This is a genomic window from Sphingomonas sp. IC-11 (assembly GCF_021043365.1).
Classification (GTDB): domain Bacteria; phylum Pseudomonadota; class Alphaproteobacteria; order Sphingomonadales; family Sphingomonadaceae; genus Sphingomonas.
Map to the genome: position 1 here is coordinate 84,124 of NZ_JAJNDU010000006.1, position 23,383 is coordinate 107,506.

Below are 23,383 nucleotides of genomic sequence, written 5' to 3' on the forward strand. Positions count from 1 at the left end.
GACCGAAAAGGCGCCAAGATGGTTAAAGCGCCATCGCGGCTCCTTTCCACCGTTTAGGCGAAGGTTCCTCAGCCGCATTGCACTCCTTCGGCGCCTCCCCCACATAGTCGGGTAATACACCAACTGGGGCAACAATGGCGGATCCATATTCGACGCTCGGCGTGGCGCGGAGCGCCACCGAGGCTGATATCAAGAAGGCGTATCGCAAGCTCGCCAAGGAGCTGCATCCCGATCGCAATCAGGACAATCCAAAGGCGGCCGAGAAGTTCAGTCAGGTGACCGCCGCCTACGACTTGCTGAGCGACAAGGACAGGCGCGCCCGGTTCGACCGCGGCGAGATCGATGCCGACGGCAACCCGGCATCCCCCTTCGGCGCAGGATTCGGTGGTGCGCGCCCCGGCGGCGGCGGCTTTCGGAGCCAGGATTTCGGCGGCGCCGAGGGCGTTGATATGTCGGATATCTTTGAAGGGCTGTTCGGCGGCCGAGCCGGGGGGTCCGGGGGTGGTTTCTCTGGCGGTTTCGGCCGGCGTCAGCCACCACCCAAGGGCGCCAACGCTGCTTATCGCCTGCGCGTGCCGTTTGTTGACGCCGCCGCCTGCGCGCCGCAGCGGATCACCTTGGCGGATGGCAAGACGATTGACCTGAAGCTGCCCGCCGGCGTTGAAACCGGGACGCAGATGCGCCTGCCCGGCAAGGGCGAACAGGGCCCCGGCGGACCGGGTGACGCCATCGTCACCATTGACGTGCAGCCGCACCGTTTCTTCACGCGCGACGGCGACGACGTTCGCCTGAATCTGCCGATCACGCTGGCGGAGGCGGTCAACGGCGGCCCAGTAAAGGTGCCCACCGTCGAAAAGCCGGTGATGCTGACGGTGCCGAAGGGCTCTACCTCCGGCCGCACGCTGCGGCTCAAGGGCAAGGGCTTCCACAAGAAGGACGGCACGCGCGGCGACCAACTCGTCACACTGATGATCGATGTGCCCGCCAATGACGCTGCGCTTGCCAGCTTCGTGGAGGGCTGGTCCGGCGGGGGGAACCCGCGCGCCGACATGGGCGTCTGATCCCTATCACAAAGGGGCAGAGATCTTGAGCGACGAGACCGTCACGCTGACGCCCGAGGATCGCAGGCATCACGGGCCGGCACGGGTGCGGCTTGATCGCCAGCTTGCCAAGGTGAAGCCGGGCAGTTTCGCCTATGAGGTTCTGAAACGGGCCGGCACGGGCGTATACAACGACGGCTTCATTCATGCCGGCAACCTTGCCTATCTGGCGCTGATGACGGTGTTCCCGTTCTTCATTGTCGCGGCCGCCGTGCTTGCGGTGTTTGGACAGAACCATGAGACACGCCAGGCGGTAGAGTCCTTCCTCCATGTCCTGCCGTCGGACGTGGCCGAGATTCTCCGAAAACCGATCGCGGACGTGCTGGCGGCGCGCACCGGATCGCTGCTCTGGTTTGGCGCCTTCGTCGGCCTGTGGACAGTCGGCAGTTTCGTGGAAACCATCCGCGAGATCTTTCGCCGCGCTTATGGCACCCGAAGCTCGCAATCGCTCTGGCGTGCGCGTCTCGGTCTCAGTCTTGGTATCGTTGCCTCGGTGATCGTCGCGCTGCTGTCATTCCTCGTGCAGGGCATCCTCGTTGCCGCGGAACAGTTCATCTACCAGCTGCTTCCCTGGGCCCGCGACATTGCTGGCTGGATCGGCATCAGCCGCGCCATCCCGGGCCTCGTCATGTTTGGCGCCCTGTACATGCTGTTCTACTTCGTCACGCCGTCGAAATACCGCTACTCGGACAGCCGCAAATGGCCCGGCGCGCTGTTCACCGCGATTTGGTGGGTCAGCATGACGGCGGGCCTCCCCTGGGCCCTGTCGAACCTCGGCGGCTACGACCTTACCTACGGCAGCCTCGCGGGCGTCGTGGTGATGCTGTTGTTTTTCTATCTCATCGGCCTCGGCATGGTGTTTGGCGCTCATCTTAACGCAGCACTGGCGGAACCCCCGGAGAACGGTCTAGAGGGGGCGCCCCCCGGGTCGGAAGCAAAGGCAGTGTTGTGAACGCATTGATGGCAGGCAAACGCGGGCTCATCATGGGGCTCGCCAACGACAAGTCACTGGCCTGGGGCATTGCCAAGAAGCTGTCGGAGGCGGGCGCGGAGCTGGCGTTCAGCTATCAAGGCGAGGCGATGGAAAAGCGCGTGCGCCCGCTCGCCGAACAACTCGGCACACCACACCTGTTCGATTGCGACGTCAGCGACATGGCCGCACTGGACGCCACGTTCGCCAAGCTGGCCGAAACCTGGCCAACCATTGACTTTGTCGTCCACGCCATCGGCTTTTCGGACAAGAACGAGCTGCGCGGGCGCTTTGTCGACACCAGCCTCGACAACTTCCTGATGACGATGAACATCAGCGTCTATTCGTTCGTGGCGGTAGCGCAGCGGGCAGCGAAGATGATGCGGGAGGGCGGCAGCCTGCTGACCCTGAGCTACTATGGCGCCGAAAAGGTGATCCCGCACTACAATGTGATGGGCCTTGCCAAGGCAGCACTGGAAACCAGCGTCCAGTATCTGGCGGTCGATCTCGGTCGCGACAATATCCGGGTCAACGCCATCTCGGCCGGCCCGATCAAGACGCTGGCGGCCAGCGGGATCGGCGATTTCCGCCTGATCCTGAAGTGGAACGAGCTGAACTCGCCGCTGAAGCGCAATGTCACGATCGAGGATGTCGGCGGCGCGGGCCTCTACATGCTCAGCGATCTCGCCAGCGGCGTGACCGGCGAGGTTCACCACGTCGACGCCGGCTACAACGTCATCGGCATGAAAGCGGAGGACGCGCCGGACATCGCGCTGGCCTGACCGGATGGCCATCGCGATCCGCCCCGCGGGTGCGGCCGACGTCGCTGCCATCGACGGGCTGCTACGGACCAGCTTTGCCGAGCCTGCAGAGGCCGATCTCGTTCGCGAGCTCTGCATCGCCGGCGATATGGTCCTGACGCTCGTTGCGGATGACGAGGATAGCGGTGCTATCGTTGGCGCCATCGTCTTCAGCCGCATGGAAGTGACGGTCGGTGGTCAGGCTGTTCCCGCGGTCGCGCTGGCGCCGCTTGCCGTTGCACCTGCTTATCGCCGCCAGGGCGTTGCCGACGCGCTGGTCCACGCCGCGCATGAGCGGCTGGAATCCGTCGGCGTGGTGCTCAGCTTCGTGCTCGGCGATCCCGAATTCTACGGGCGGTTCGGCTATGATCCCGCCGTCGCTCGAAACTTCGACTCGCCCTATTCCGGTGAATATTTCATGGCCCTGCCGCTACAGGGTGGCTTGGTGCCATGCGGCGTTCGTGAAGCCGCCCGGCACGCGCCTGCTTTTTCGCGCTTGGGGGCAGCATGAGTTTCAACACGTTCGGCCGCGTCTTCCGCTTCACCACCTGGGGTGAATCACACGGCCCTGCACTGGGCGCGGTTGTGGATGGTTGCCCACCAGGGATTTCGCTGACCGAAGCGGACATCCAGCCGTGGCTGGACAAGAGGCGTCCAGGCACGTCGCGCTTCACCACGCAGCGGCGTGAGCCCGATCAGGTGCGCATCCTGTCCGGCGTTTTCGAGGGCCGCACCACCGGCACTCCGATCAGCCTGATGATCGAGAATGTCGACCAGCGGTCGAAGGATTATTCGGAAGTCGCCCAAGCCTATCGCCCGGGTCACGCCGATTACGCCTATGACGCAAAGTACGGCTTTCGCGATTACCGCGGCGGCGGGCGCTCCTCCGCGCGTGAAACGGCGGCCCGGGTTGCCGCGGGCGCAGTGGCACGGGCGGTGATCCCCGGCGTCAGGATCCGCGCGTGGGTGGAGGCAATCGGCGGCGACGCGATCGATCCCGCCGCGTTCGACGATGACCAGATCGACGCCAACCCCTTCTTCTGCCCAGACGCAGCCGCCGCTGCCCGCTGGGAGGAACAGGTGGATGCCGCCCGCAAGGCCGGATCGTCGCTTGGTGCCGTCGTCGCCTGCGAAGCGACTGGCGTGCCGGCAGGCTGGGGGGCGCCGCTTTATGCCAAGCTCGACAGCGAGCTCGCGGCAGCAATCATGTCGATCAATGCGGTAAAGGGCGTGGAGATCGGCGACGGCTTTGCCGCCGCGGCGCTGCGCGGGGAGGAAAACGCCGATCCCATGCGTCCCGGCGCAAATGGTCCCGCATTTCTTGCCAACCACGCCGGCGGCATCGCAGGCGGTATCGCGACCGGGCAGCCCATCCGAGTTCGAGCCGCGTTCAAGCCCACGAGTTCGATCCTGACGCCGGTGCAAACCATATCGCGAACGGGCGAGGCCACCGAAATTGCAACGCGTGGACGTCACGATCCTTGTGTCGGCATCCGCGGTGTTCCCGTGGTTGAGGCAATGATGGCACTGGTGCTCGCCGATCAATTCCTGCTTCATCGCGCACAATGCGGATGAACAGGGCCCTCGAAATATGCTCTCTATTTTGATTCTGATCTTGAGATGAAACGAGCCTGATTGGAGACGACTGGGCGAACCTTTCCCGTCGCCGCGCATTTTACTCCTACAAGTTTCAGACTTCTCATAGGAGAGTAAAATGAAGACCTTTGGTCTTATTGCCGCCGCGGCGCTGGCGCTTCCGGGCGCAGCGCTGGCCCAGTCTACCACTAGCTCGCCGTCGCAGTCGACGACCACAGCCCCGGCAGGTACCGCGACTGACTCCACGCTTTCGACGCAGGATCCGACGACCGGCACCTCGTCATCGACGCGCTCGCCAAGTACGGCTCCTTCGTCGACACAGCCGAGCAGCGATCTGAATGATCCAAGTGCTGACAGCACGGCGAGCCCAACCTCGCCGTCGACCACCACACCTACGGTCCCGCCACACCGCTAAGACAGTTACTACGGGGCGGAAGCCCGGCAGCCCAGCTGCCGGGTTTTCATTTTTGTGCTATCATCGCCGAGAATCAGAGGGAGATGAGCCATGCGCCTCGCCGTCCTGGTCGCCGTCGCCGCTTTCGTCAGCGGTAATGCCGCCGCCCAGGTTGCCGATCGCCTCTCCCGTGGGATGGAGCCGAACGCGATCGCTCGGTCGCTCAGTTCCGGCGGTGCGATGCGGAGCCAATCTCAGTCAGCAAGTCCGGCCGAGGTCGATCGATTGCGCGCTGAACAGGCTGCGCGCGATGCCGCTGCACGCCGCGCACCGCCGACCACATCGACCCTGATCGACGGTCCCGCCGGCGTTCAGCGGCTCGGCTCGGGTGCGGCGCCGGCTCCTTCGGCTTCGCCACCCACGATCGTTTCTCAACCGAGATAGAGGGTCACTCACCATGCGCCTCGCTACCACTATCAGTGCTGCGCTGATCGCGCTGTCCACCGCCGCACTCGCCCAGGTTTCGGATCCCTCGCCACCTCCGGAGGGCAACATCATGGACAACGCCAGCGGCCCGGGCAACGCAACCATGCCGGTTCCAGGAACCGACAGTAACGATCCCAGCCGCAACATGCTGAGTAACTCGGCCTCGCCGCCGCCGACCGAGCCGAAATAAGGCATTACGTGTTAACCCTGTTCCGTCCAACTATCGGACACTGCTGAATTCACCCGAGAAATCGCGCGACCGATTGCCTAGATGCGCTCGCGCGCGGCGCTTTTGCCGCGCGCGAAGGGGGAGGGTGGCCATGACGATCGCGCTGCATCCCAGCGAACGCGCTGCGCGGCGCCGATTGAGCGGCCCGGCGCGTCGGCGTGCCTGGTATCAGGCCGCCCGCATCGCTGCGCCGATCGTCGCTGTTATTGCAGGCGTGGTGTTTGCTACCCTGAACTTGTTTGACTGGCCTACAGCCGCCGCATCCAATCGCCCCTTCCTGTCGTCAGAAACCACGCTCCAACCAAGTAGCCGCGATCCGGAGGCCCTTGCCTCGCCGGGTGATGGCACGACCGGCACCGCGCCGCTGCCTCCGCTCCCCGCCGCGCTGCGCGGGCTGTCTGACACGCTTGCGACCGGCGTTGTGCCGGCTCGGCCGTTCGCCATGCGCGGCGCGTCCGCCCAGGATCGCAGCCGCGCGCTCGAATGTCTTGCCGCAGCAATCTATTACGAGGCCGCTTCCGAGGCTGAGGACGGGCAACGCGCCGTGGCTCAAGTGGTGCTCAACCGCGTCCGCCACCCAGCCTTCCCGGCAACAGTGTGCGGCGTCGTCTACCAGGGTGCGGAGCGGGCGAGCGGATGCCAGTTCAGCTTCGCCTGTGACGGCGCGATGGCGCGCGTTCCTGCCCGCGCAGCTTGGGCTCGTGCCACCCGGACAGCAGCGGCCGCACTGGCAGGCTATGTCTTTGCCCCAGTCGGCCTGGCCACCCATTACCATACTTACGCCGTCACCCCGACGTGGAACCGCTCGCTGGTGATGACCGACGCCATCGGCGCGCATTTCTTCCATCGTTGGAAGGGCGTTTGGGGTACCTCTGCTGCCTTTCATCAGGCCTATGCTGGTCACGAGCCCGTGCCGGGGCCGCCGTCGCGCACCGTCGATCCGGTGATCGCATTGAACCGCGCCGTGGCTGTCGCGCCGCCGCTCCCCGCAGCAAACGAGGTCCAGCCGCACCCTGCGGAGAATAGCGCGCCCCTGCCGCCACCCCCGTCTCAGGACAACCTGCCGGAATCGCAAATTCTCGATCGCTGGAAGGACAGCGGCAAGCCCTTGCGCTGATCCGCCGCGCTGCCGACCATCACGCACGTTCTGCCGTGGCTATGGCCTTGGGGGCCGTGGCAGATCGACGGGCCGCCGACTTGGGGCGAACGCCTCAGCCAAGCCCTATGCGCGCTTCCGAACCGCAGACATTAGTGTTGGGGGCGACTTCGTACTCTAATCGTCCGTGGAGCAGCGCAGCGGTTATTCCATTCCGATACGAATTGCCGCCGCACTGACGAACGGCGCCCCCGCGACCAGCAGAAGGCTGACGGCCCCGAGCAGCTTCAACCCGCCCATACCGCTCTCGATGGCGCCCGCGCCGAAGATCAGCAGCGGAATGGCGAGCGGCAGCAGCACCAGCCCGGCGATTGCCCCGGCTCCCCGCAGCCCGGCGGTAAGCGCGCCTGTCGCCACCGCCAGCGCGGCCAGCCCCGGCGTGCCAATAGCCAGCCCGGCCATTATCGCCAGGATCGTCGGGCCATCCAGCCCCAGCAGCGCGGCCGATAGCAGCGCCGCGCCCATCACCGGCGGAGCGAAGGCGAGCCAATGACCGGCCATCTTGGCCGCTGCCACGATCGGCAGCGGATGTCCGCGCACCGCCAGTTGATCGAACACTCCCGTTTCCAGATCCGGCCCGATCAGCCGCTCCACGGGCAGGAGCGCCGCCAGCAACGTCGCCGCCCAGATCACACCGCCGCCGACCCTGGCCAACAGCTTGGCATCAGGTCCGATTGCAAAGGGAAACAGGATGGCGACAAGCAGAAAGAAGCCAAGCGTCAGCGTGGCTCCCCCGCCTGTATAGCCGCGACGAACGTCGCGCAGGATCAGGGCGATCATGCCACCTCCGCGCGAAAAAGGGCGAGATCGATCGTGGCCGCGCCGGGCAGGTCCAGCGGTTGGTGGGTGGCGATCATCGCGATGCCGCCTCCGCTTCGATGCCGCGCCACCGCTGCTTCGAGCAACGCCACCGAGGCGCTGTCCAGCCCGGTCGCGGGTTCATCCAGCAGCCACAGGTCGGCACCGCTGGCGATTACCCGCGCGAGCGCAGCTCGTCTGCGCTGCCCCGTTGACAGCAACCGCACCGGCACGTCAGCGAGATCCTGCAGCGCCACATCCGCCAATGCGGCGGCAACCCTCGCGTGCTCGTCGGCCGACCCGTCGAGCTTCGCCCAGATATTCAGCGCAGCGCCTAGCAAGCGATCGCCGTCCAGTGCGCTTGCCTCGCCCAGCAGCGCGATCCGCCCGGTAACCTGCACGTCTCCCGCAAATGGCGACAGCAGGCCTGCGATCATGCGCAACAGGCTCGATTTGCCGCAGCCGTTCGCGCCCGTTACCACCAGCGCGCCGCCCGCGCTGGCGTTCAGCGACAGACCCGTGAACAACAGCCGTCCGCCACGTCGGCAGGCTACATTTGTCAGCGCCAGTGCCGGGCTCAATCGGCCACCGCGTCCTCTAGCGCGTGCATGTCCTCATCACTCAGCCCGAAATGATGGCCGATCTCGTGGATGGTGACATGCGCCACCAGATCATCGAGCCGGACGCCGGTTTCGCACCATTCCGCCAGGATTGCTTGCCGATACAGATGGATGCGGTCGGGCATCGCCCCTGAATCGAAAGCTGATTTCTCCCCGATCGGACGGCCGTGATAGACACCGGTCAGCTCCAACGGATGCTCCAGCCCAACGCTGGCGAGCGTCTCGACATCCGCCTCCTCCTCCACCAGCAGCACAACATCGCCCAGATGCGCGCGAAACGCCTCTGGCAGGCGCTCGATCACGTGCCGCGCATGTCGCTCGATCGCCGCCAGGGAGGGCGGTTCGCCGGGAAGGTCTTGTCCGCTCATCGCTACCGCCATAGGCGTTGCGCCTCCCACGCGACAAGCTTGTCGGAAGGATAGAAACTGTGGTCGATCAACTGAGCGAAGCCGAACGGGCCGATGCGCTCGATAGCCTGCCCGATTGGGATTATGACGAAGGGCGCGATGCGATCACCCGCACCATCGTGTTCACCGATTTCGCGGAAGCGTTCGGCTTTATGACGCAGGTCGCGCTGATCGCCGAGCGGGCGGATCATCATCCGGAGTGGACCAACGTCTGGAATCGTGTCGAAATCACGCTGACGACGCACGACGCGGGCGGTCTGTCCGAACGCGACGTGGAGCTCGCTGCCGCTATTGATTCTATCCTGGACGGCTGATCGACGTCATCACCCCGCTTTGCCGGCCACCCGCGGGGCTGTGCCCGGCGGCTCAGCTACGGCTGCGCACCCCGATCATCGCCGCTCCCCCCGAGAGGGTCAGGAAGGCGAGCACCAGCAGGACGGCGGCGAAATCCTCCGGCGTGGCGAGTGCCCAGGTAAGGAACGGGCCAAGCAGTGCGGGCAATGTATTGGCCAGGTTGAGCAGCCCCAGGTCCCGTCCCCGGTTTGCCGGAGTCGGGAGAAGCTGCATCGCGAAGGCTGAATGAAGCGCGAGGAACACCGCCGAACCGACGGCGTAAACGGCAAAGGCCACCGCCGCCCAGCGCCAGTCGCTCGCGAAGGCCATGCCAAGCAGCCCCGCCCCAGCGATCACTGCCCCGGCCAGCAGCACCGGTTTGCGCCGGCCGAAGCGATCGGAAGCGCGCCCGGCCACCAGTGCGATCGGGAGGGCGAGCACATAGGCCAGGGTCAGAAGGTTGCCGACCCGCGGCGCGAGTTCACGCCCCGCCATGGTCGGCACGATGCTTTGGAAATAATAGAGAAGATACAGCGACAAAGCGTTGCCCGCGACTTGCACCAGCAATCGCGCGCCCCATGCAGTGACGAGGTCGCGGCGTCGAATGTCGGCCTCGCGCGGAGGCGGCGGCGCAAGGGGCGCGGCCTGCGCCGGGATGAGCAGCAGCGGCAGGCAAGTCGCAATCAGAACGGCCGCGACAATCGTCAGCCGCATGCCTTCGCCCGCCCAGGCAAGCCCCACGATGCCGGCTGAAACGGCCGACGCGATCGGGATCGCGGCCGACAGCAACCCGCCCGCCACCCCTTTCTGAGCATCCGGCACTTCGTCCGCCATGATCGCCGTCAATGGCGCGAGCAGCGCATTCACTGATGCCTGGAACAGCACGATTGCAGCGATGATCGTTGCCGCTGAATCAGCCAGGGCAACGCCAAGAAAGGAACAGCATGTCGCTGCCAGCCCGATAACGACCCACCGGCGTCGCCCTCCCCCGCGCCGCAGCGAGCGGTCGCTCAGCCAGCCAAACAGCACGTTGCACATGCTGGCCGCCAGCGAGCCGGCAATCACGGTGGCGCTGAACAGGCCGATCCGTTCCGCGCCAGCCAGCTGTTCCACCTTGAGCGGCAGCAGCAGCGTCAGCAGCGGCATATAGGCGATGACACCCCCGGCGTTGGCCAGGGCATAGGCCAGCAGGAATAGCCAGGATCGCTGCCCGGCATTGCGGGAGGATGCGGTAGTGATGGCAGGATTGATCATGGCAGGGCGCGGCACTTGTGCGCTGGCCCATGCCGGCACGCAATGCGCCCGCGGCCGCGGCGAATTATCTGATGCAACCGGGCAACGGTTCGCCCTCTTCAACCACAATCAGGGTTGCAGTGTACGCCAGATGGGCCATCTAGGGGCCAATCATGACATTTGACATTTTACCCGCGCCGCTCGCCGGTGCGCTCGCCGAGCGTGGCTACAAGGCGCCCACTCCCGTCCAGGCTGCCGTCATCGAACCGGACGCGGCTGGTCGCGATCTCATTGTTTCGGCCCGGACCGGCTCGGGTAAGACGGTCGCGTTCGGCATGGCGATGGCCGCGGAGCTGCTTGGCGAGGACGATCGCATCATTCCGTCCCGGGAACCGCACGCGCTGGTTATCGCGCCCACGCGCGAGCTGGCGCTTCAGGTCAGCCGCGAGCTGATCTGGCTCTACGGCCCCACGGGCGCGCGGATCGTCACCTGTGTAGGCGGCATGGATGCGTCCAAGGAACGGCGTAATCTCAACCATGGCGCCCATATCGTCGTGGGCACGCCGGGGCGGCTTCGCGACCACCTGGAGCGCGGCGCGCTGGAACTGTCGGCGTTGAAGGTCGCGGTGCTCGACGAGGCGGACGAGATGCTCGACATGGGCTTTCGTGAGGATCTGGAAGAGATCCTCGACGCGACGCCCGATGGTCGCCGTACCCTCCTGTTCTCGGCCACCATGCCGAAGCCGATCGTTCAGCTTGCCCGCCGCTACCAGAAGGACGCGCTGCGCATTTCGACGGTCGAGGAAGATCGCGGCCACGGCGACATCAGCTATCAGGCTGTGGCGGTCAGCCCGTCCGACATCGAACATGCCGTCATCAACCTGCTTCGACTGCACGAGGCGGAGACCGCAATCCTATTCTGCGCAACGCGCGATAACGTGCGCCACCTCCATGCCAGCCTCGTCGAGCGCGGCTTTGCGGCGGTCGCGCTCTCTGGCGAGCACAGCCAGAATGAGCGCAACGCGGCGCTCCAGGCGCTGCGCGATCGCCGCGCCCGTGTCTGCGTCGCCACCGACGTGGCCGCTCGCGGCATTGACTTGCCGAGCCTCAGCCTCGTCATTCACGTTGAACTGCCGCGCGACGGCGAAACGCTTCAGCACCGTTCCGGCCGGACGGGACGCGCCGGCAAGAAGGGCACGGCCGTGCTGATTGTCCCGTATCAGCGCCGCCGCTGGGCCGAATCGATGCTGCGCAACGCCCGCATCCCGGTGGAATGGGTCGACGCGCCCACGCCCGAGGACGTGCGCGCCAAGGATCGGGACCGCCTGCTCTCCCAGTTGCTCGCACCCGTAGAGGTGGAGGACGAGGATCGCGCCCTTGCCGAGAAGCTGATCGCTGAGAAGAGCCCCGAGGATATCGCGGCCGCGCTGGTCCGCGCGTATCGTGCCGCCATGCCGGAGCCGGAGGAGATCATCGCGGCGACGCCGGAGGCGCATCGCGCCGCCCAACGCGAAAAGCACCGCCCCGGCTTTGAGGACGTGCTGTGGTTCCGTATGAACCTTGGCCGCCGCCAGAACGCCGATCCCCGCTGGGTGCTGCCGCTGATCTGCCGCCGCGGCAATCTGACCAAGAACGATGTTGGCGCGATCCGCATTGGCCCGAACGAAACGGCGTTCCAGATCCCGCGGGCGCTTGCCAACAAGTTCATGGCCGCAGTGGCCAAGACGGCAACCGCTGACGATGATGTGCTGATCGAGCCGTCCGACCGCGCCCCTGCCCCGGCACGCGCGCCCGCCGGCACTCGTCAGCATGCGCCCCGTCAGCATGGCGCGCGTCAGCAGGGCGATGGCCCTGCCCGGGGCGGCCCCCGGCGTGGCAACAACGATCGACGCTGATCTGGCCGGTTGATCGCTTCTGCCCCACCCTGCCGGCGACTACCGCCAGCAGGGTGGCAGCTGCGGAAAGTGGCACTTTAATCGGTCCGACTTAATTGTCGTTGCGCCTCGTACGCGGGCCATCTACGCCCTCTCCCAAAGGCCATCAGTGCCAGGGAGAGATAGATGCGCACAATCCAGTTGCAGAAGCCCGGTGGGCTTGACCGCCTCCAGGTAACCGACACCGAGCGCCAGGCGCCGCGCCGCGGCGAGATCGTTGTTCGTGTAGGCGCCAGCTCGCTGAATTTTCATGATTACGCCGTTGTCACCGGCATGATCCCGACGCCGGACGGTCGCATCCCCATGTCCGATGGCGCGGGCGAGGTGGTCGAGGTCGGTGAAGGCGTCACCGAGTTCGCGGTTGGCGACAAGGTGGTATCCACCTTCTTCCCGCACTGGATGGATGGCGAGCCCGCCCGAGAAGTCATGGGCGATGTGCCCGGCGACGGCGCCGACGGCTTCGCACGTGAATTCGTCACTGCTCCGTCGACGTCATTCACTCGCGCGCCCCAGGGCTTTTCGGACGCGGAGTCGGCCACGCTGACCTGCGCCGGCCTCACCGCTTGGCGCGCGCTGGTCGTGAACGGACAGTTGAAGAGCGGGGAGACCGTGCTGGTTCAGGGCACTGGCGGCGTCTCGATCTTTGCGTTGCAGTTCGCCAAGGCGGCTGGCGCCACGGTGATCGCCACCTCTTCTTCCGACGAGAAGCTGGAGCGTCTGCGCGCTATGGGCGCTGATCACCTCATCAATTATCGTCAGGACGAAAAATGGGGTGAAACCGCACGCAAGCTGACCGGCGGCCGCGGCGTTGATCATGTCGTCGAGATCGGCGGATCCGGCACCATGCCGCAATCGATCGCCGCAACACGGATCGGGGGTCACATCTCGCTTATCGGCGTCCTCGCCGGGGTCGGCGGCAATGTGCCGACCGTCTTTGTCATGCAGGGCAACCAGCGCATCATCGGCCTCACCGTCGGCGCGCGCCGGCATCAACAGGACATGATCCGCGCCATCGAGGCGAACGGGATCCGTCCTGTGATTGACCGCCACTTCCCGCTCGAACAGATCGCGGATGCTTTCCGCCATCAGGAATCGGGCAAGCATTTCGGCAAGATCTGCCTCGACATCTGAACGATTGGCGTCACCCCGGCCTCGTTGGGGTGACGCAGCTTTCCGCTGCGTCCGGTACCGGTCAGGCGGCCGGAATGACCTTGCGCTCGGCAAGGCGCCACAGCCACTTGGCGAACATCTCCTCCGTATCGATGCACTCGCCAAAGCCGGCCTGCCGCAGCTTGATCGTGCTCACCAGCACAGCTGCACGGGCCGCATCCGCCGGCGCGTTCACGCCGAACAAGAGATCGGCATAATGATGCGATTCGCCTAGTAATTCGGGCAGCGGCGTGGCGCGCAATCCCTGCCGCCGGACAAGATCGTCCCACACGCCCTCATGCTGCCGCAGGTAATCGACCAGAGAGAATGGCTCGCCGAATGCCGGCTCCATGTTCAGCGCGCTGGCGATCGCCGGCCAGGTATCGGCCCAGGTGAAGACGTCGCCATTGGTGATATTGAACGTCTCGTCCCGCGCCGCCTCTGCCTCGCCCGCCCATAGCAGCGCGTCCGCGATCAGGTCCGCGTCCACCGCTTCCGCTACGCCGCCGGGCCGGCCCGGATAGATCAGCGGCTGGCCAAGCTCGCGCTGGATCGCGGCATAGGCTCCGATCACCGGCACGATGTTCATCGCCACGCCCGTCGCGCCGCCAAACACCACCTGCGGTCGCCAGATCGTCAGCGACCAGTCCGCCTCCGCGCGTCGCTCGCGCAGAAAATCCTCCTGCAACCAATAGAAATTGGCATGAGGATCACGTGCCGACCGTTCACGCGCCGGCAGCGCGATCTGGTGGACGTGCGCGCCATATGCCTTGGTCCCCTGGAATACACTGACGTGCCGAAGCCCGGTCGCTGCGGCGATCAGCGGCTCCATCAGGTTGCGCATCATGGTGAGATTGGTGTCCATCTGGTCCTGTTCGAACCAGCCGGCGTACAGACCCGGCTTCTCGTAGAGCGCGGCGTAAACCACGTGCGTCACGCCGCCGAACTCACCAGCGGCTGCACGGCACCTAGCGCTATCGAGCAGATCCAGCGGCAGATGCTGAAAAGGCGTGTCGGCCGACACATCGGGCGCTCGCCGCGAAACCGCAATCACCCGCCACCCGGCGGCGGCAAAGCGTTGAACCGCCGATTGGCCGATCACACCACTTGCCCCTGCGATCAGCACCGTTCGCTCGCTCATCGGCCCTCTCCCAAATCGTCCGACGCCCGCTTTCGGTGCACCGGCGAACATTGACCGTACGGCATTGCCAGTTCGCCGTGCAGCCGGATAGTACGGCAATCATCTTGTCGTTTCCGGGGGAATTCATGAAGTTTTACGCGGCGTCGCTCGTTTCTCTGGCCGCGCTTGTTGCGCATGGCGCCTCGGCGCAGAGCGCGGACCGTACCTCCGCTGCCAAGCCGAAGTGGGATGTGAACGCTCCTCCCGGGGCGATCATTCGCCAGGTTCCGATCCGCGTGAACGAAGGCAGCTGGATGGACGTGGACGTCAGCCCCGATGGCCGCACGCTCGCCTTCACCCTGCTGGGCGATATTTACACCATGCCGATCACCGGCGGCACGCCGACGCGGATCGCGGAAGGGCTCGCTTATGAAGTGCAGCCGCGCTTCTCGCCGGATGGCCGGCGCATCGCCTTCACCTCCGATCGCGGCGGTGGCGACAACATCTGGGTGATGAACGTCGACGGCAGCGACAAGCGCCAGGTGACGAAGGAGGATTTCCGCCTCCTCAACCAGCCGAGCTGGAGCAAGGACGGCCGCTTCATCGTCGCCAAGAAGCATTTCACCACCGGCCGCTCGCTCGGCACCGGTGAAGTGTGGATGTACCATGTTTCCGGGGGCGCCGGCGTGCCGCTCGTCAAGCGTCCGAACGAGGCGCATCAAAAGGAACTGGGCGAGCCGATCTACGCCGCCGACGGGAAATCCGTCTTCTACACGCGCAACGTGACGCCGGGCCCGATTTTCGAATATGCGCAGGATTCAAACACCGACCTGTTCGACATCGAGCGCTACGATCTGCAAACCGGCGAAGTGACCAAGGCGGTGACGGGCGCTGGCGGCTCGGTGCGCCCGACGCCGTCGCCCGATGGCAAGAAGATCGCCTTTGTCCGCCGCGAAGCCACCCGATCGAAGTTGTACGTGAAGGATCTCGCCTCCGGCGAGGAGCGCAAGATCTATGACGATCTCGATCAGGACGTGCAGGAAACCTGGGCGGTCACGGGCGTCTATCCGAACATGGCCTGGCTGCCGGATAACAGCGGTCTGGTATTCTGGGCGCGCGGCAAGATCCGCCGCATCAATGCGGACGGCACCAACGCGCGCGAGATCCCCTTCTCCATCGACGACAGCCGCGGCGTCATTGACGGGCCGCACCCGCAGATTGCGGTCGCGCCTGATCGCTTCACGACGTCCATGCCGCGCTTCGCCAGCGTGTCGCCGGATGGACGACAGGTCGTGTTCGAGACGCTTGGCAAACTGTGGGTCAAGTCCGTCGCGGGAGGCGCACCGCGCCGGCTGACCCGCGGCGATGACGGGTTCGAACTCTTCCCCAGCTGGTCGCGCGACGGCAAGAGCCTCGTGTTCGTCAGCTGGACTGATGAGGGCCTGGGCCGCTTGCGGGTGATCGCTGCCACCGGCGGCACCGCGCGCGACGTGACCGGTCAGCCGGGCCATTACGCGCGTCCCCGCTTCTCGCCCGATGGCAAGACGATCGTCTTCGAACGCACCAGCCATGGCGGCCTGACCAGCCCAAAATGGGCGGCGGATGCGGGCGTCTACCGCGTCCCAACCACCGGCGGCGCCGTCACACGCGTGGCGCGGGGCGCCGCTTCGCCGCAATTCGGCGCGGGCAACGATCGCATCTTCATGCTGGAGGATGAGCGCAAGGACGGCAAGGCCGTGCGTCAGCTCGTCAGCACCGATCTGTCCGGGCAGGACAAGCGCGTTCACGCCAACGGTGAACTGGCCACCGATTATATCGTCTCGCCAACGGGCGAATATGTCGCCTTCCGACAGAACTACGCCGCTTATGTCGTGCCGCTGATGCCAGGCGGGCAGACCATTGCCTTGTCGCCGGAAGCGCGCGCCCTGCCGGTGACACGGGTCAGCGCCGGCGGCGCGGACTATATGAACTGGTCGAACGATGGCACACGTCTGCACTGGAGCCTCGGCCCGACGCTGTACACCGTGGAAACGTCTAGCCTGTTCGCCGCGGCACCGCGCGCCGATGGCACGCCTTCGTTCGTGCCCCCGACAACCGGCATTTCGCTGGCGATGGAGCAAACTGCGGCCAAGCCGACCGGCACCGTCGCGATCACCGGCGCACGGCTTGTCACCATGGCTAGCGAGGATGGCGGCATCATCGATGATGGCGTGGTGGTAATCCGCGGCGACCGCATCATCGCGGTCGGCCCGCGCGCGTCCACCGCCATTCCGGCGGGTGCGACCACCGTCGATGCTACCGGCAAGACCATCATCCCGGGCTTGATCGATGCGCACGCCCACGGCCCGGCGGGCACGGATGAACTGGTGCCACAGCGCAACTGGTCGATGATGCAGAACCTCGCGCTCGGCACCACGACGCTGCACGATCCCTCAAACCGCGCCAGCGAGATCTTCGTCGCTTCGGAAATGCAGCGCGCCGGGCTGATCCTCGCCCCGCGTATCTTCTCTACCGGTGAAGCGGTCTATGGCGCCAAGGCGACCGACGTTTACGCTCAGATCGACAGCTTCGACGATGCGCTCGCCCACGTCCGGCGCCTGAAGGCGCAGGGCGGGCATAGTGTGAAGAACTACAATCAGCCGCGGCGCGAACAGCGCCAGCAGGTGACGGAGGCCGGCCGGCGCGAAAACATGCAGGTCGTGGCCGAAGGTGGCTCGATCTACGGCCTGGACGTCACGCACATCGCAGACGGCAATTCTACCATCGAGCACAACATCCCGCTGGAGGTGTTCTACGAGGATATCGTGCAGTTTTTCTCCGGCTCGAAGACGAACTACACGCCCACTCTGGTCGTCACCTTCGGCGGGCTCGCCGCCGATCCCTATTGGCGTCAGCACACCGACCTGTTCGCTCACCCGCTGCTTCAGGCGCATACGCCGCCGGCGCAGCTGAGGGCGGAATCGGCGCGGCGGCTGATGGCGCCGGAAAGCGACTATGTTGACGATGAAAATGCGCGCGAGGCCCACAAGCTCGCCAAGCGCGGCGTGCTGGTGTCGATCGGCGCTCATGGCCAGCAGGCTGGCATGAGTGCGCATTGGGAGCTCTGGTCCTTCGTGCGCGGCGGCATGACCCCGCTGGAGGCATTGCGCGCGGGCACGATCGTCTCCGCCCGATCGCTGGGCATGTCCAAGGACATCGGCTCGCTGGAGGCGGGCAAGCTCGCCGACCTGCTCGTGCTCGATGCCGATCCCACCGCCGACATCCGCAACAGCGACAAGGTGCGCCAAGTCATGCTGGGCGGGCGTCTCTACGATGCCGCCACCTTGAACGAGGTCGCGACTGGCTCGGCCAAGCGCGGCCGCTATTTCTGGGAGGCCGGCGCCACCACCGAATGACCGCCGCTCTCCGGCTCTAACCGCTCACCCTTCCCGTTTCGTCCCGATCCGCTTCGGGACGAACAGGCAGTCCCCCCAGGAGTAAGAAACATGGATCGTCGCACCTTTCTTGGCAGCACCGGCGCTGCCGCTCTGGCGACCGCCGTTCCGGCTGCAGCGCAAAAGGCTGCCGCCGCCGGCACCAACGCGAACGACGCCAAGCTGCGCACGTTGCTGGACCGCTTCTTCTACGATCGCATCGGCGAAAACCCAGAAGGCGCCACTGCGCTGGGCTTGGACACCGGCGAGCGTGCCGGCCTCAAGTCGAAGCTGAACGACGGGTCCGCCGCTGGCGCGCAACAGGATCTTGCCCGCTCCAAGCGCGAGCTGGCGGAACTGCGCAAGATCAACCCCGCCTCGCTCTCCCCGGCGGCGCGGCTCGACTATGAGGTCGTGTCGTACCAGCTCCAGCGCAGCATCGCAGGTGGTGAGAAGTTCACGTACGGCGCCAGCATGGGCCGCTTCGCGCCCTACATCCTGACCCAGCTCACCGGCGCTTATCGCGAGGTGCCCGACTTCCTCGACGCGCAGCACCGCATCAAGGATGCCGCCGACGCCGACGCCTATGTCGCCCGTGTCGCCGCCTTCGCCACCGCCATTGATCAGGATACCGAGCGCCAGCGGGCAGACGCCGCACGCGGCGTGTTCGCGCCCGATTACATCCTGGACACCACGCTGAAGCTGATGGGCGGCCTGCGCGATCAGCCGGCAGCGTCCACGGTGCCGGTCACGGCGCTGGCCGGCAAGCTGAAGGCCGCTAACCTCCCCGACGCACGCGTCGCCGAGGTCACGAAGATCATGAACGATCAGGTCTTCCCCGCGCTCGATCGCCAGCGTGCGCTGGTGACCGAGCTGCGCGGCCGCGCGTCGCACGACGCCGGCGCGTGGCGCCTGCCCGACGGCGAGGCCTATTATGCCGCCGCCGTCGAGGCTGCGACCACCGTCGCCATGCCGGGCGAGGAGGTTCACCGCCTTGGCCTCGCGCAGGTGGCAGAAATCAGCAACCGGATCGACGGCATCCTCAAGGCGCAGGGCATGACGCAGGGCAGCGTCGGCGAGCGGCTGGTCGCGCTCAACAAGCGCCCGGATCAGGTCTATCCCAATACCGATGCCGGCAAGGAGCAGCTGATCGCGCAGCTCAATTCGCAGGTCATCGCCATGCAGAAGCGCCTGCCAGAGCAATTCTCGTTTATCCCGAAGGCGCCGGTGGAGGTCCGCCGCGTGCCCAAGTCGATCGAGGCGGGGGCTCCCGGCGGCTATTACCAGAACGCCTCGCTCGATGGGTCGCGCCCGGGCATCTATTACATCAACCTGCGCGATAGCTTCGACCGTCCGAAGTTCGGCCTTGCAACCCTGTCGTACCATGAGGCGGTGCCGGGCCATCACCTGCAGGTGATGACCGCGCTCGAATCGCAGGACATCCCGCTCATCCGCCGCCGCGGCGGCTTCAGCGGCTATACCGAGGGTTGGGCGCTCTACACCGAGCAGTTGGCGGATGAGATGGGCATGTACGAGGGCGATCCCCTCGGCCAGGTCGGCTATCTCCAGTCGCTGCTGTTCCGCGCGACGCGCCTCGTCGTCGACTCCGGCATGCACCACAAGCGCTGGAGCCGGGAGAAGGCGACCGATTACTTCATCGCAACCACCGGAATCGCGCGGGGTCGCAGCCAGAATGAGATCGATCGCTACACCTGCTGGCCGGGCCAGGCGTGCAGCTACAAGATCGGCCACACTGTGTGGGTGCGCCTGCGCGATGCGGTGAAGCAGAAGCAGGGCGCCGCCTTCGACCCGCGCAAGTTCCATGCGGTACTGCTCGACGGCGCGATGCCGCTGACCATCCTGGAGCGCATGGTGACGGAGCGGATGCTGAAGGCCTGACCACTCGATCCGTCATCCCCACGCACGCGGGGATCCATGAGCGCTACCGCACCGGCTTTTTCGCCAGCCTCAGCGTCTATGGATCCTCGCCTTCGCGGGGATGACGGACTTGGTTATGTGCGGAGGAAAATACGGGAGAGGCATCAATGCAGACCTATGACGACGTCGTGAACGGCCGCCGCAGCATCCGCGGTTTCAAGCCCGATCCCGTCCCCCGCACGCTGATCGAGGAAGTGCTAGCGCTGGCGATGCGCTCCCCCTCCTCGCTCAACACGCAACCGTGGAACTTCACCGTCGTCACCGGCGAACCGCTCGACCGCATCCGCCACGGCAACACGGAGCGCAACCTCGCCGGCGTGCCCCATTCGCGCGAATTCCGCCTGGGCGAGGAATATGCCGGGGTCCACCGCGAGCGGCAGATCGAGATCGCCAAGCAACTCTTCGGCGCCATGGACATCGCGCGCGAGGACAAGGCGAAGCGCCACGACTGGGTGCTGCGCGGCTTTCGCCAATTCGACGCCCCCGTCTCGATCGTCGTCACCTATGATCGCGTCCTGCTCGGCAGCGACATTGCACCGTTCGATTGCGGCGCCGTCACCACCGCCCTCGTCAACGCCGCTTGGTCGCGCGGCCTGGGCTGCGTCATCAACAGCCAGGGCATCATGCAATCGCCGGTGGTCCGCGAACACGCCGGCATTCCCGACGATCAGGTGATCCAGACCTGCGTCGCCATGGGTTGGCCCGACGACAGCTTCCCCGCCAATGCCGTCGTCTCCCGCCGCAAGTCGGTCAGCGAAGCGGCGCGCTTCGTGGGATTTGCGGACTAGGCAGAGCGCTGCGCGCAAGCCGGGTATAGCACGAGCGAAATGGCGGCTTTTGGTTAGCTGCCGTGCGCGGGCGCGCGCCTATGCGATTTTGTGAAAGCAAGAGCGGCGAAGTACACCAGCGGGCAAAGCAGCATCAGCATGACGGCGGGTTCGGTAGCCCATCCTGTCAGACCATCATTGTCCGGCTCACCGGCGACCATCAGCATGATAGCAATGGCCCCGCGTACAATTGCGTAGCTAGCGGGCAAAAGAAGAAAGTGAAGAAGCCAGCCGCGGCGACTTCTTGTCGAGCTGAACCAGAAGGTTATCCCTATGATGGGTGGGGACAGCGTGGCTACTACTAGGCCGAAGACCCAAACGGTAAACGCCGGTCTGGTTAGCGTGTCACGATAGTAGTCAGCGATGCCGTCCGGGCGCGTTCCAAGAGCGATGAAGGAACCGGCGACGGCGGCAGCAACCGCAACTGCCAGCATCACACCGCGCGCCATTCGGTTTCCCCGCATCAACAAGTCCCTGCCAAGACGCGTAGGGTTCCCGCAAATGGGTATGTCCGCAACTGAACGTTTGCAGACCAACCCCCATCATCCACGCTTGTGCCCCCGGCAAAGGCACAGCCCGCATCGACAGCCATCCATCTGCCGACACGAGCCATACCCTCACACTCGCCGAAACGAGCCGAGCCTGCCGAAGTCAACCGCGTGGAGTGCCGCGGCCTGTACCTCCGACCGGCTCATCCGAACGGGCGGAGTTCCGCTCCTCCCCCCAGCTCAGCCCAGAATCAAGCAACCCGCCAAATGCTAGGCCCGAGACACTCGGGCCGGCGTCAGCCCGGAAACCTCTTGTCCAACCAACCAAGCAGCGCTCGGTTCACCTCCTCGGGAAATTCTTGCTGGGTCCAGTGCCCGGACTTCTCCACCAGCACCCGCTCCAGATCGGGGACGTAGCGCTCCATGCCCTCGGTCATCGCGGGGCTCAGCACCACGTCATTCTCCGCCATCACCATCAGCGACGGCACCTCGACCTTCTCGACCAGATCGACGGAATTCTGCCAGTTGCGGGTGAAGTTGCGATACCAGTTGATGCCGCCAGTGAAGCCCGTTTCCGCGAAGGTCCCGGCGAATGCAGCGATCTCGTCATCGCTCAGGAACTGTTGCGGATCGTTCGCTGGATCATAGAGCTTCAGCCCCTCGCCCAGCGCCAGCGTGCGCTGCTCGGCCGGCAATTGCTCATATTCCTTCAGCGTCATCTGCGGCTTGCGCATGAAGAAGCGCATCGACCGCTCCGGGTCCGCTGCCAGCGCCGCATCCGCCTCGCCCGGCTTCTGGAACCAGACGATGTACATGTCGTCGCCATAGGCCGCGCGCATGCCGGCGATCGGATCGATCTCGCCGCGGGGCAGGAACGGCGTGTTCACCCCGATCACGCCGGCGCATCGCTCGGGGTAACGCAGTGCGAACTGCCACACCACCATGCCGCCCCAGTCATGGCCGCAGGGGATCGCCTTTTCGACGCCCAGCGCATCCATCATGCCGGCAATGTCGGCGGTCAGATGCTCCAGGTCATAATCCTCGATCTTCTCGGGCCGGCTGGTCAGGCCATAGCCGCGCTGGTCCGGCGCGATTGCCCAACGACCTGCCTTTTCGAATGCGTCCAACTGGTGGCGCCACGAAAAGGCGAGCTCGGGAAAGCCGTGGCAGAAGATCACGGGCACGCCCTGGCCTTTCGGCCCGACCTCGTAATAGGCCATGCGAATGCCGTTCGTTTCCACGAACTGTACCGGTGGCATTGCCTCCGCGAGCGCCCGCGGCGCTTCGATCACATCGTTCACGGCCGAGCTCATGCGGTCACTCCCGGTCGGACGACGACCTTGCACTGTTGTTCGGGGTCAGCGAGCGCGGCGAAGGCAGCGGCGACGCCGTCGAGGCCCACCTCGTCGGTAATTGCCGGGAGAACGTCGATCTTGCCGTCGGCGATGTTGGTCAGCGTCGCGGCAAACTCGCCCGCCGTGTAGCCAAGCACGAACCGGAAATCGATTTGCTTGTTGATGCACAGGAACGGCTCGATCTTGTCCGTTTCCATGCACACGCCCACCACGATCACCTGGGTGCTGACCGGCACCGATTCGATGATGTTCTGGAGAACGCCTGGCACGCCGACGCATTCGAACACGATCGCGCGCTTGCCGGTCTGGCCGGTCATCATGGCGGCCATCCGTTCCGAGGACGTGCGCGGCACGCCCAGCTCACTCCACTTCGTGTGCGGCGATTCTCTCGCTGGATCCACGATGATGTCGGCGCCCATCTTCTCCGCGACCGCGCGCCGGGCAGGCGAGAAATCCGCCGCCACCACCGGCCCCAGCCCGCGCGATTTCAGCGCCGCGATCACCGCCAGGCCCACTGGGCCACAGCCGATGACCAGGTTCACCGTATCCGCGCCAGCCGCAGACATGGCGACGGCATGTTCGCCCACTGCAAACGGCTCGGTCATGGCTGCCTGCACATCGGACAGGCCGTTGGGCACTTCGAGGAGCATTGCCTCGCTCAGCACCATCTGCTCGCTGTAACCGCCCGGGTACGTGTTCGAATATCCGATCGCTTCATAGCCTTCGGGCTTCATCGCGATCGGCATGGAGACGACGCGCGTACCCGTTTTCAGCGTCTTGGCCGAACCAGGGCCGTGATCCAGGATTTCGGCCGAAAATTCATGACCGAAGATCATGTCCTTGGACGGATCCGTGCGCGGCTTTTCACCCGTGCGCGCGCCAAGCTCCAGCATGTTTTCGAATGAATGGACGGCGTGAAGATCCGATCCGCAGATGCCGCAAGCCAACGTCTTCACCAGCACTTCGCCCTGGCCCGGTACCGGATCGGGCACCTCGTCGCAGATCAATTGCTTGTTGCGTCTCACCACGGCCCGCAT

22 protein-coding genes are annotated in these 23,383 nt (G+C 65.5%); 14 read left to right on the forward strand and 8 right to left on the reverse strand.

What is annotated here, in order from left to right:
• Positions 1–134 precede the first annotated feature (134 nt).
• The 8 genes from LQ954_RS15160 (at position 135) to LQ954_RS16355 (ending at position 6,692) form a co-directional block, all read left to right on the forward strand.
• Positions 135–1,061, forward strand: coding sequence for a DnaJ C-terminal domain-containing protein (locus LQ954_RS15160; protein WP_227772797.1), 927 nt, complete (start codon positions 135–137; stop codon positions 1,059–1,061).
• A 25-nt stretch (positions 1,062–1,086) separates the two neighbouring features.
• Positions 1,087–2,052, forward strand: coding sequence for a YihY/virulence factor BrkB family protein (locus tag LQ954_RS15165; protein WP_265334275.1), 966 nt, complete (start codon positions 1,087–1,089; stop codon positions 2,050–2,052).
• Positions 2,049–2,852 (forward strand): enoyl-ACP reductase FabI, encoded by an 804-nt coding sequence (gene fabI, locus LQ954_RS15170; protein ID WP_330999988.1) that lies wholly within the window; start codon positions 2,049–2,051, stop codon positions 2,850–2,852. Before LQ954_RS15165 ends, fabI begins: the two co-directional genes overlap by 4 nt.
• Positions 2,853–2,856: 4 nt before the next feature.
• Positions 2,857–3,381: a GNAT family N-acetyltransferase gene (locus tag LQ954_RS15175; protein WP_231023893.1), complete on the forward strand. Its 525-nt coding sequence runs from the start codon at positions 2,857–2,859 to the stop codon at positions 3,379–3,381.
• Entirely contained in the window at positions 3,378–4,445 is a 1,068-nt protein-coding gene (gene aroC, locus LQ954_RS15180) for a chorismate synthase (RefSeq protein ID WP_231023894.1), read from the forward strand. The genes LQ954_RS15175 and aroC overlap by 4 nt, the downstream gene beginning before the upstream one ends.
• Positions 4,446–4,971: 526 nt before the next feature.
• Positions 4,972–5,304 carry a hypothetical protein gene (locus tag LQ954_RS15185; RefSeq protein WP_231023895.1) on the forward strand — a complete coding sequence of 111 codons (333 nt, stop codon included), beginning with the start codon at positions 4,972–4,974 and terminating at the stop codon, positions 5,302–5,304.
• 13 nt (positions 5,305–5,317) lie between these two features.
• Positions 5,318–5,536 carry a hypothetical protein gene (locus LQ954_RS15190; protein WP_227772791.1) on the forward strand — a complete coding sequence of 73 codons (219 nt, stop codon included), beginning with the start codon at positions 5,318–5,320 and terminating at the stop codon, positions 5,534–5,536.
• Positions 5,537–6,131: 595 nt separating this feature from the next.
• Positions 6,132–6,692 carry a cell wall hydrolase gene (locus LQ954_RS16355; protein WP_443026641.1) on the forward strand — a complete coding sequence of 187 codons (561 nt, stop codon included), beginning with the start codon at positions 6,132–6,134 and terminating at the stop codon, positions 6,690–6,692.
• A gap of 183 nt (positions 6,693–6,875) precedes the next feature.
• Here the strand turns inward: LQ954_RS16355 and LQ954_RS15200 are convergent, their stop codons facing one another.
• The 3 genes from LQ954_RS15200 to LQ954_RS15210 are packed head-to-tail and all read right to left on the reverse strand — an operon-like array spanning position 6,876 to position 8,517.
• Positions 6,876–7,511, reverse strand: a complete 636-nt coding sequence (locus LQ954_RS15200; protein WP_231023897.1) for a heme exporter protein CcmB — start codon at positions 7,509–7,511, stop codon at positions 6,876–6,878.
• Entirely contained in the window at positions 7,508–8,110 is a 603-nt protein-coding gene (ccmA, locus tag LQ954_RS15205) for a heme ABC exporter ATP-binding protein CcmA (RefSeq protein WP_269142350.1), read from the reverse strand. The genes LQ954_RS15200 and ccmA overlap by 4 nt, the downstream gene beginning before the upstream one ends.
• A complete protein-coding gene (locus LQ954_RS15210) occupies positions 8,107–8,517 on the reverse strand; it encodes a metallopeptidase family protein (protein ID WP_231023900.1) in 411 nt (136 codons plus the stop codon). The genes ccmA and LQ954_RS15210 overlap by 4 nt, the downstream gene beginning before the upstream one ends.
• A 59-nt stretch (positions 8,518–8,576) precedes the next feature.
• Between LQ954_RS15210 and LQ954_RS15215 the strand changes: the two genes are divergently transcribed.
• Entirely contained in the window at positions 8,577–8,870 is a 294-nt protein-coding gene (locus tag LQ954_RS15215; protein WP_227772786.1) for a 4a-hydroxytetrahydrobiopterin dehydratase, read from the forward strand.
• Between the two features lie 52 nt (positions 8,871–8,922).
• Here LQ954_RS15215 and LQ954_RS15220 read toward each other — a convergent pair whose 3' ends face one another.
• Entirely contained in the window at positions 8,923–10,182 is a 1,260-nt protein-coding gene (locus LQ954_RS15220; RefSeq protein ID WP_231023902.1) for an MFS transporter, read from the reverse strand.
• A 113-nt stretch (positions 10,183–10,295) separates the two neighbouring features.
• Between LQ954_RS15220 and LQ954_RS15225 the strand changes: the two genes are divergently transcribed.
• Both LQ954_RS15225 and LQ954_RS15230 read left to right on the forward strand, forming a co-directional pair.
• Positions 10,296–12,017, forward strand: coding sequence for a DEAD/DEAH box helicase (locus LQ954_RS15225; protein WP_231023904.1), 1,722 nt, complete (start codon positions 10,296–10,298; stop codon positions 12,015–12,017).
• A 165-nt stretch (positions 12,018–12,182) separates the two neighbouring features.
• Entirely contained in the window at positions 12,183–13,187 is a 1,005-nt protein-coding gene (locus tag LQ954_RS15230; RefSeq protein WP_231023906.1) for a zinc-dependent alcohol dehydrogenase family protein, read from the forward strand.
• 61 nt (positions 13,188–13,248) lie between these two features.
• Here the strand turns inward: LQ954_RS15230 and LQ954_RS15235 are convergent, their stop codons facing one another.
• Positions 13,249–14,346 (reverse strand): SDR family oxidoreductase, encoded by a 1,098-nt coding sequence (locus LQ954_RS15235; protein ID WP_231023907.1) that lies wholly within the window; start codon positions 14,344–14,346, stop codon positions 13,249–13,251.
• Between the two features lie 125 nt (positions 14,347–14,471).
• On the opposite strand from LQ954_RS15235, the gene LQ954_RS15240 reads away from it, so the two are divergent.
• From LQ954_RS15240 to LQ954_RS15250, 3 genes are all read left to right on the forward strand, one after another.
• The gene (locus LQ954_RS15240) at positions 14,472–17,720 is read left to right on the forward strand and encodes an amidohydrolase family protein (protein WP_231023908.1); all 3,249 of its coding nucleotides are present in this window, start codon (positions 14,472–14,474) and stop codon (positions 17,718–17,720) included.
• A gap of 90 nt (positions 17,721–17,810) precedes the next feature.
• Positions 17,811–19,637: a DUF885 domain-containing protein gene (locus LQ954_RS15245; protein ID WP_231023909.1), complete on the forward strand. Its 1,827-nt coding sequence runs from the start codon at positions 17,811–17,813 to the stop codon at positions 19,635–19,637.
• A gap of 146 nt (positions 19,638–19,783) precedes the next feature.
• Entirely contained in the window at positions 19,784–20,464 is a 681-nt protein-coding gene (locus LQ954_RS15250) for a nitroreductase (protein ID WP_231023911.1), read from the forward strand.
• A 53-nt stretch (positions 20,465–20,517) separates the two neighbouring features.
• On the opposite strand, the gene LQ954_RS15255 is transcribed toward LQ954_RS15250, so the two are convergent.
• From LQ954_RS15255 to LQ954_RS15265, 3 genes are all read right to left on the reverse strand, one after another.
• Positions 20,518–20,952 carry a hypothetical protein gene (locus tag LQ954_RS15255; protein ID WP_231023912.1) on the reverse strand — a complete coding sequence of 145 codons (435 nt, stop codon included), beginning with the start codon at positions 20,950–20,952 and terminating at the stop codon, positions 20,518–20,520.
• Positions 20,953–21,287: 335 nt separating this feature from the next.
• The gene (locus LQ954_RS15260; protein WP_231023913.1) at positions 21,288–22,304 is read right to left on the reverse strand and encodes an alpha/beta fold hydrolase; all 1,017 of its coding nucleotides are present in this window, start codon (positions 22,302–22,304) and stop codon (positions 21,288–21,290) included.
• The gene (locus LQ954_RS15265) at positions 22,301–23,383 is read right to left on the reverse strand and encodes a zinc-binding dehydrogenase (protein WP_231023914.1); all 1,083 of its coding nucleotides are present in this window, start codon (positions 23,381–23,383) and stop codon (positions 22,301–22,303) included. Before LQ954_RS15265 ends, LQ954_RS15260 begins: the two co-directional genes overlap by 4 nt.

Coding starts and splice junctions, on each gene's coding strand:
- LQ954_RS15255 (WP_231023912.1), bottom strand. CDS start 20,952: ATGGCGCGCGGTGTGATGCTGGCAGTTGCGGTTGCTGCCGCCGTCGCC.
- LQ954_RS15240 (WP_231023908.1), top strand. CDS start 14,472: ATGAAGTTTTACGCGGCGTCGCTCGTTTCTCTGGCCGCGCTTGTTGCG.
- LQ954_RS15190 (WP_227772791.1), top strand. CDS start 5,318: ATGCGCCTCGCTACCACTATCAGTGCTGCGCTGATCGCGCTGTCCACC.
- LQ954_RS15235 (WP_231023907.1), bottom strand. CDS start 14,346: ATGAGCGAGCGAACGGTGCTGATCGCAGGGGCAAGTGGTGTGATCGGC.
- LQ954_RS15200 (WP_231023897.1), bottom strand. CDS start 7,511: ATGATCGCCCTGATCCTGCGCGACGTTCGTCGCGGCTATACAGGCGGG.
- LQ954_RS15160 (WP_227772797.1), top strand. CDS start 135: ATGGCGGATCCATATTCGACGCTCGGCGTGGCGCGGAGCGCCACCGAG.
- LQ954_RS15210 (WP_231023900.1), bottom strand. CDS start 8,517: ATGAGCGGACAAGACCTTCCCGGCGAACCGCCCTCCCTGGCGGCGATC.
- LQ954_RS15265 (WP_231023914.1), bottom strand. CDS start 23,383: ATGCGGGCCGTGGTGAGACGCAACAAGCAATTGATCTGCGACGAGGTG.
- LQ954_RS15175 (WP_231023893.1), top strand. CDS start 2,857: ATGGCCATCGCGATCCGCCCCGCGGGTGCGGCCGACGTCGCTGCCATC.
- LQ954_RS15245 (WP_231023909.1), top strand. CDS start 17,811: ATGGATCGTCGCACCTTTCTTGGCAGCACCGGCGCTGCCGCTCTGGCG.
- LQ954_RS15260 (WP_231023913.1), bottom strand. CDS start 22,304: ATGAGCTCGGCCGTGAACGATGTGATCGAAGCGCCGCGGGCGCTCGCG.
- aroC (WP_231023894.1), top strand. CDS start 3,378: ATGAGTTTCAACACGTTCGGCCGCGTCTTCCGCTTCACCACCTGGGGT.
- LQ954_RS15250 (WP_231023911.1), top strand. CDS start 19,784: ATGCAGACCTATGACGACGTCGTGAACGGCCGCCGCAGCATCCGCGGT.
- LQ954_RS15230 (WP_231023906.1), top strand. CDS start 12,183: ATGCGCACAATCCAGTTGCAGAAGCCCGGTGGGCTTGACCGCCTCCAG.
- LQ954_RS15185 (WP_231023895.1), top strand. CDS start 4,972: ATGCGCCTCGCCGTCCTGGTCGCCGTCGCCGCTTTCGTCAGCGGTAAT.
- LQ954_RS15225 (WP_231023904.1), top strand. CDS start 10,296: ATGACATTTGACATTTTACCCGCGCCGCTCGCCGGTGCGCTCGCCGAG.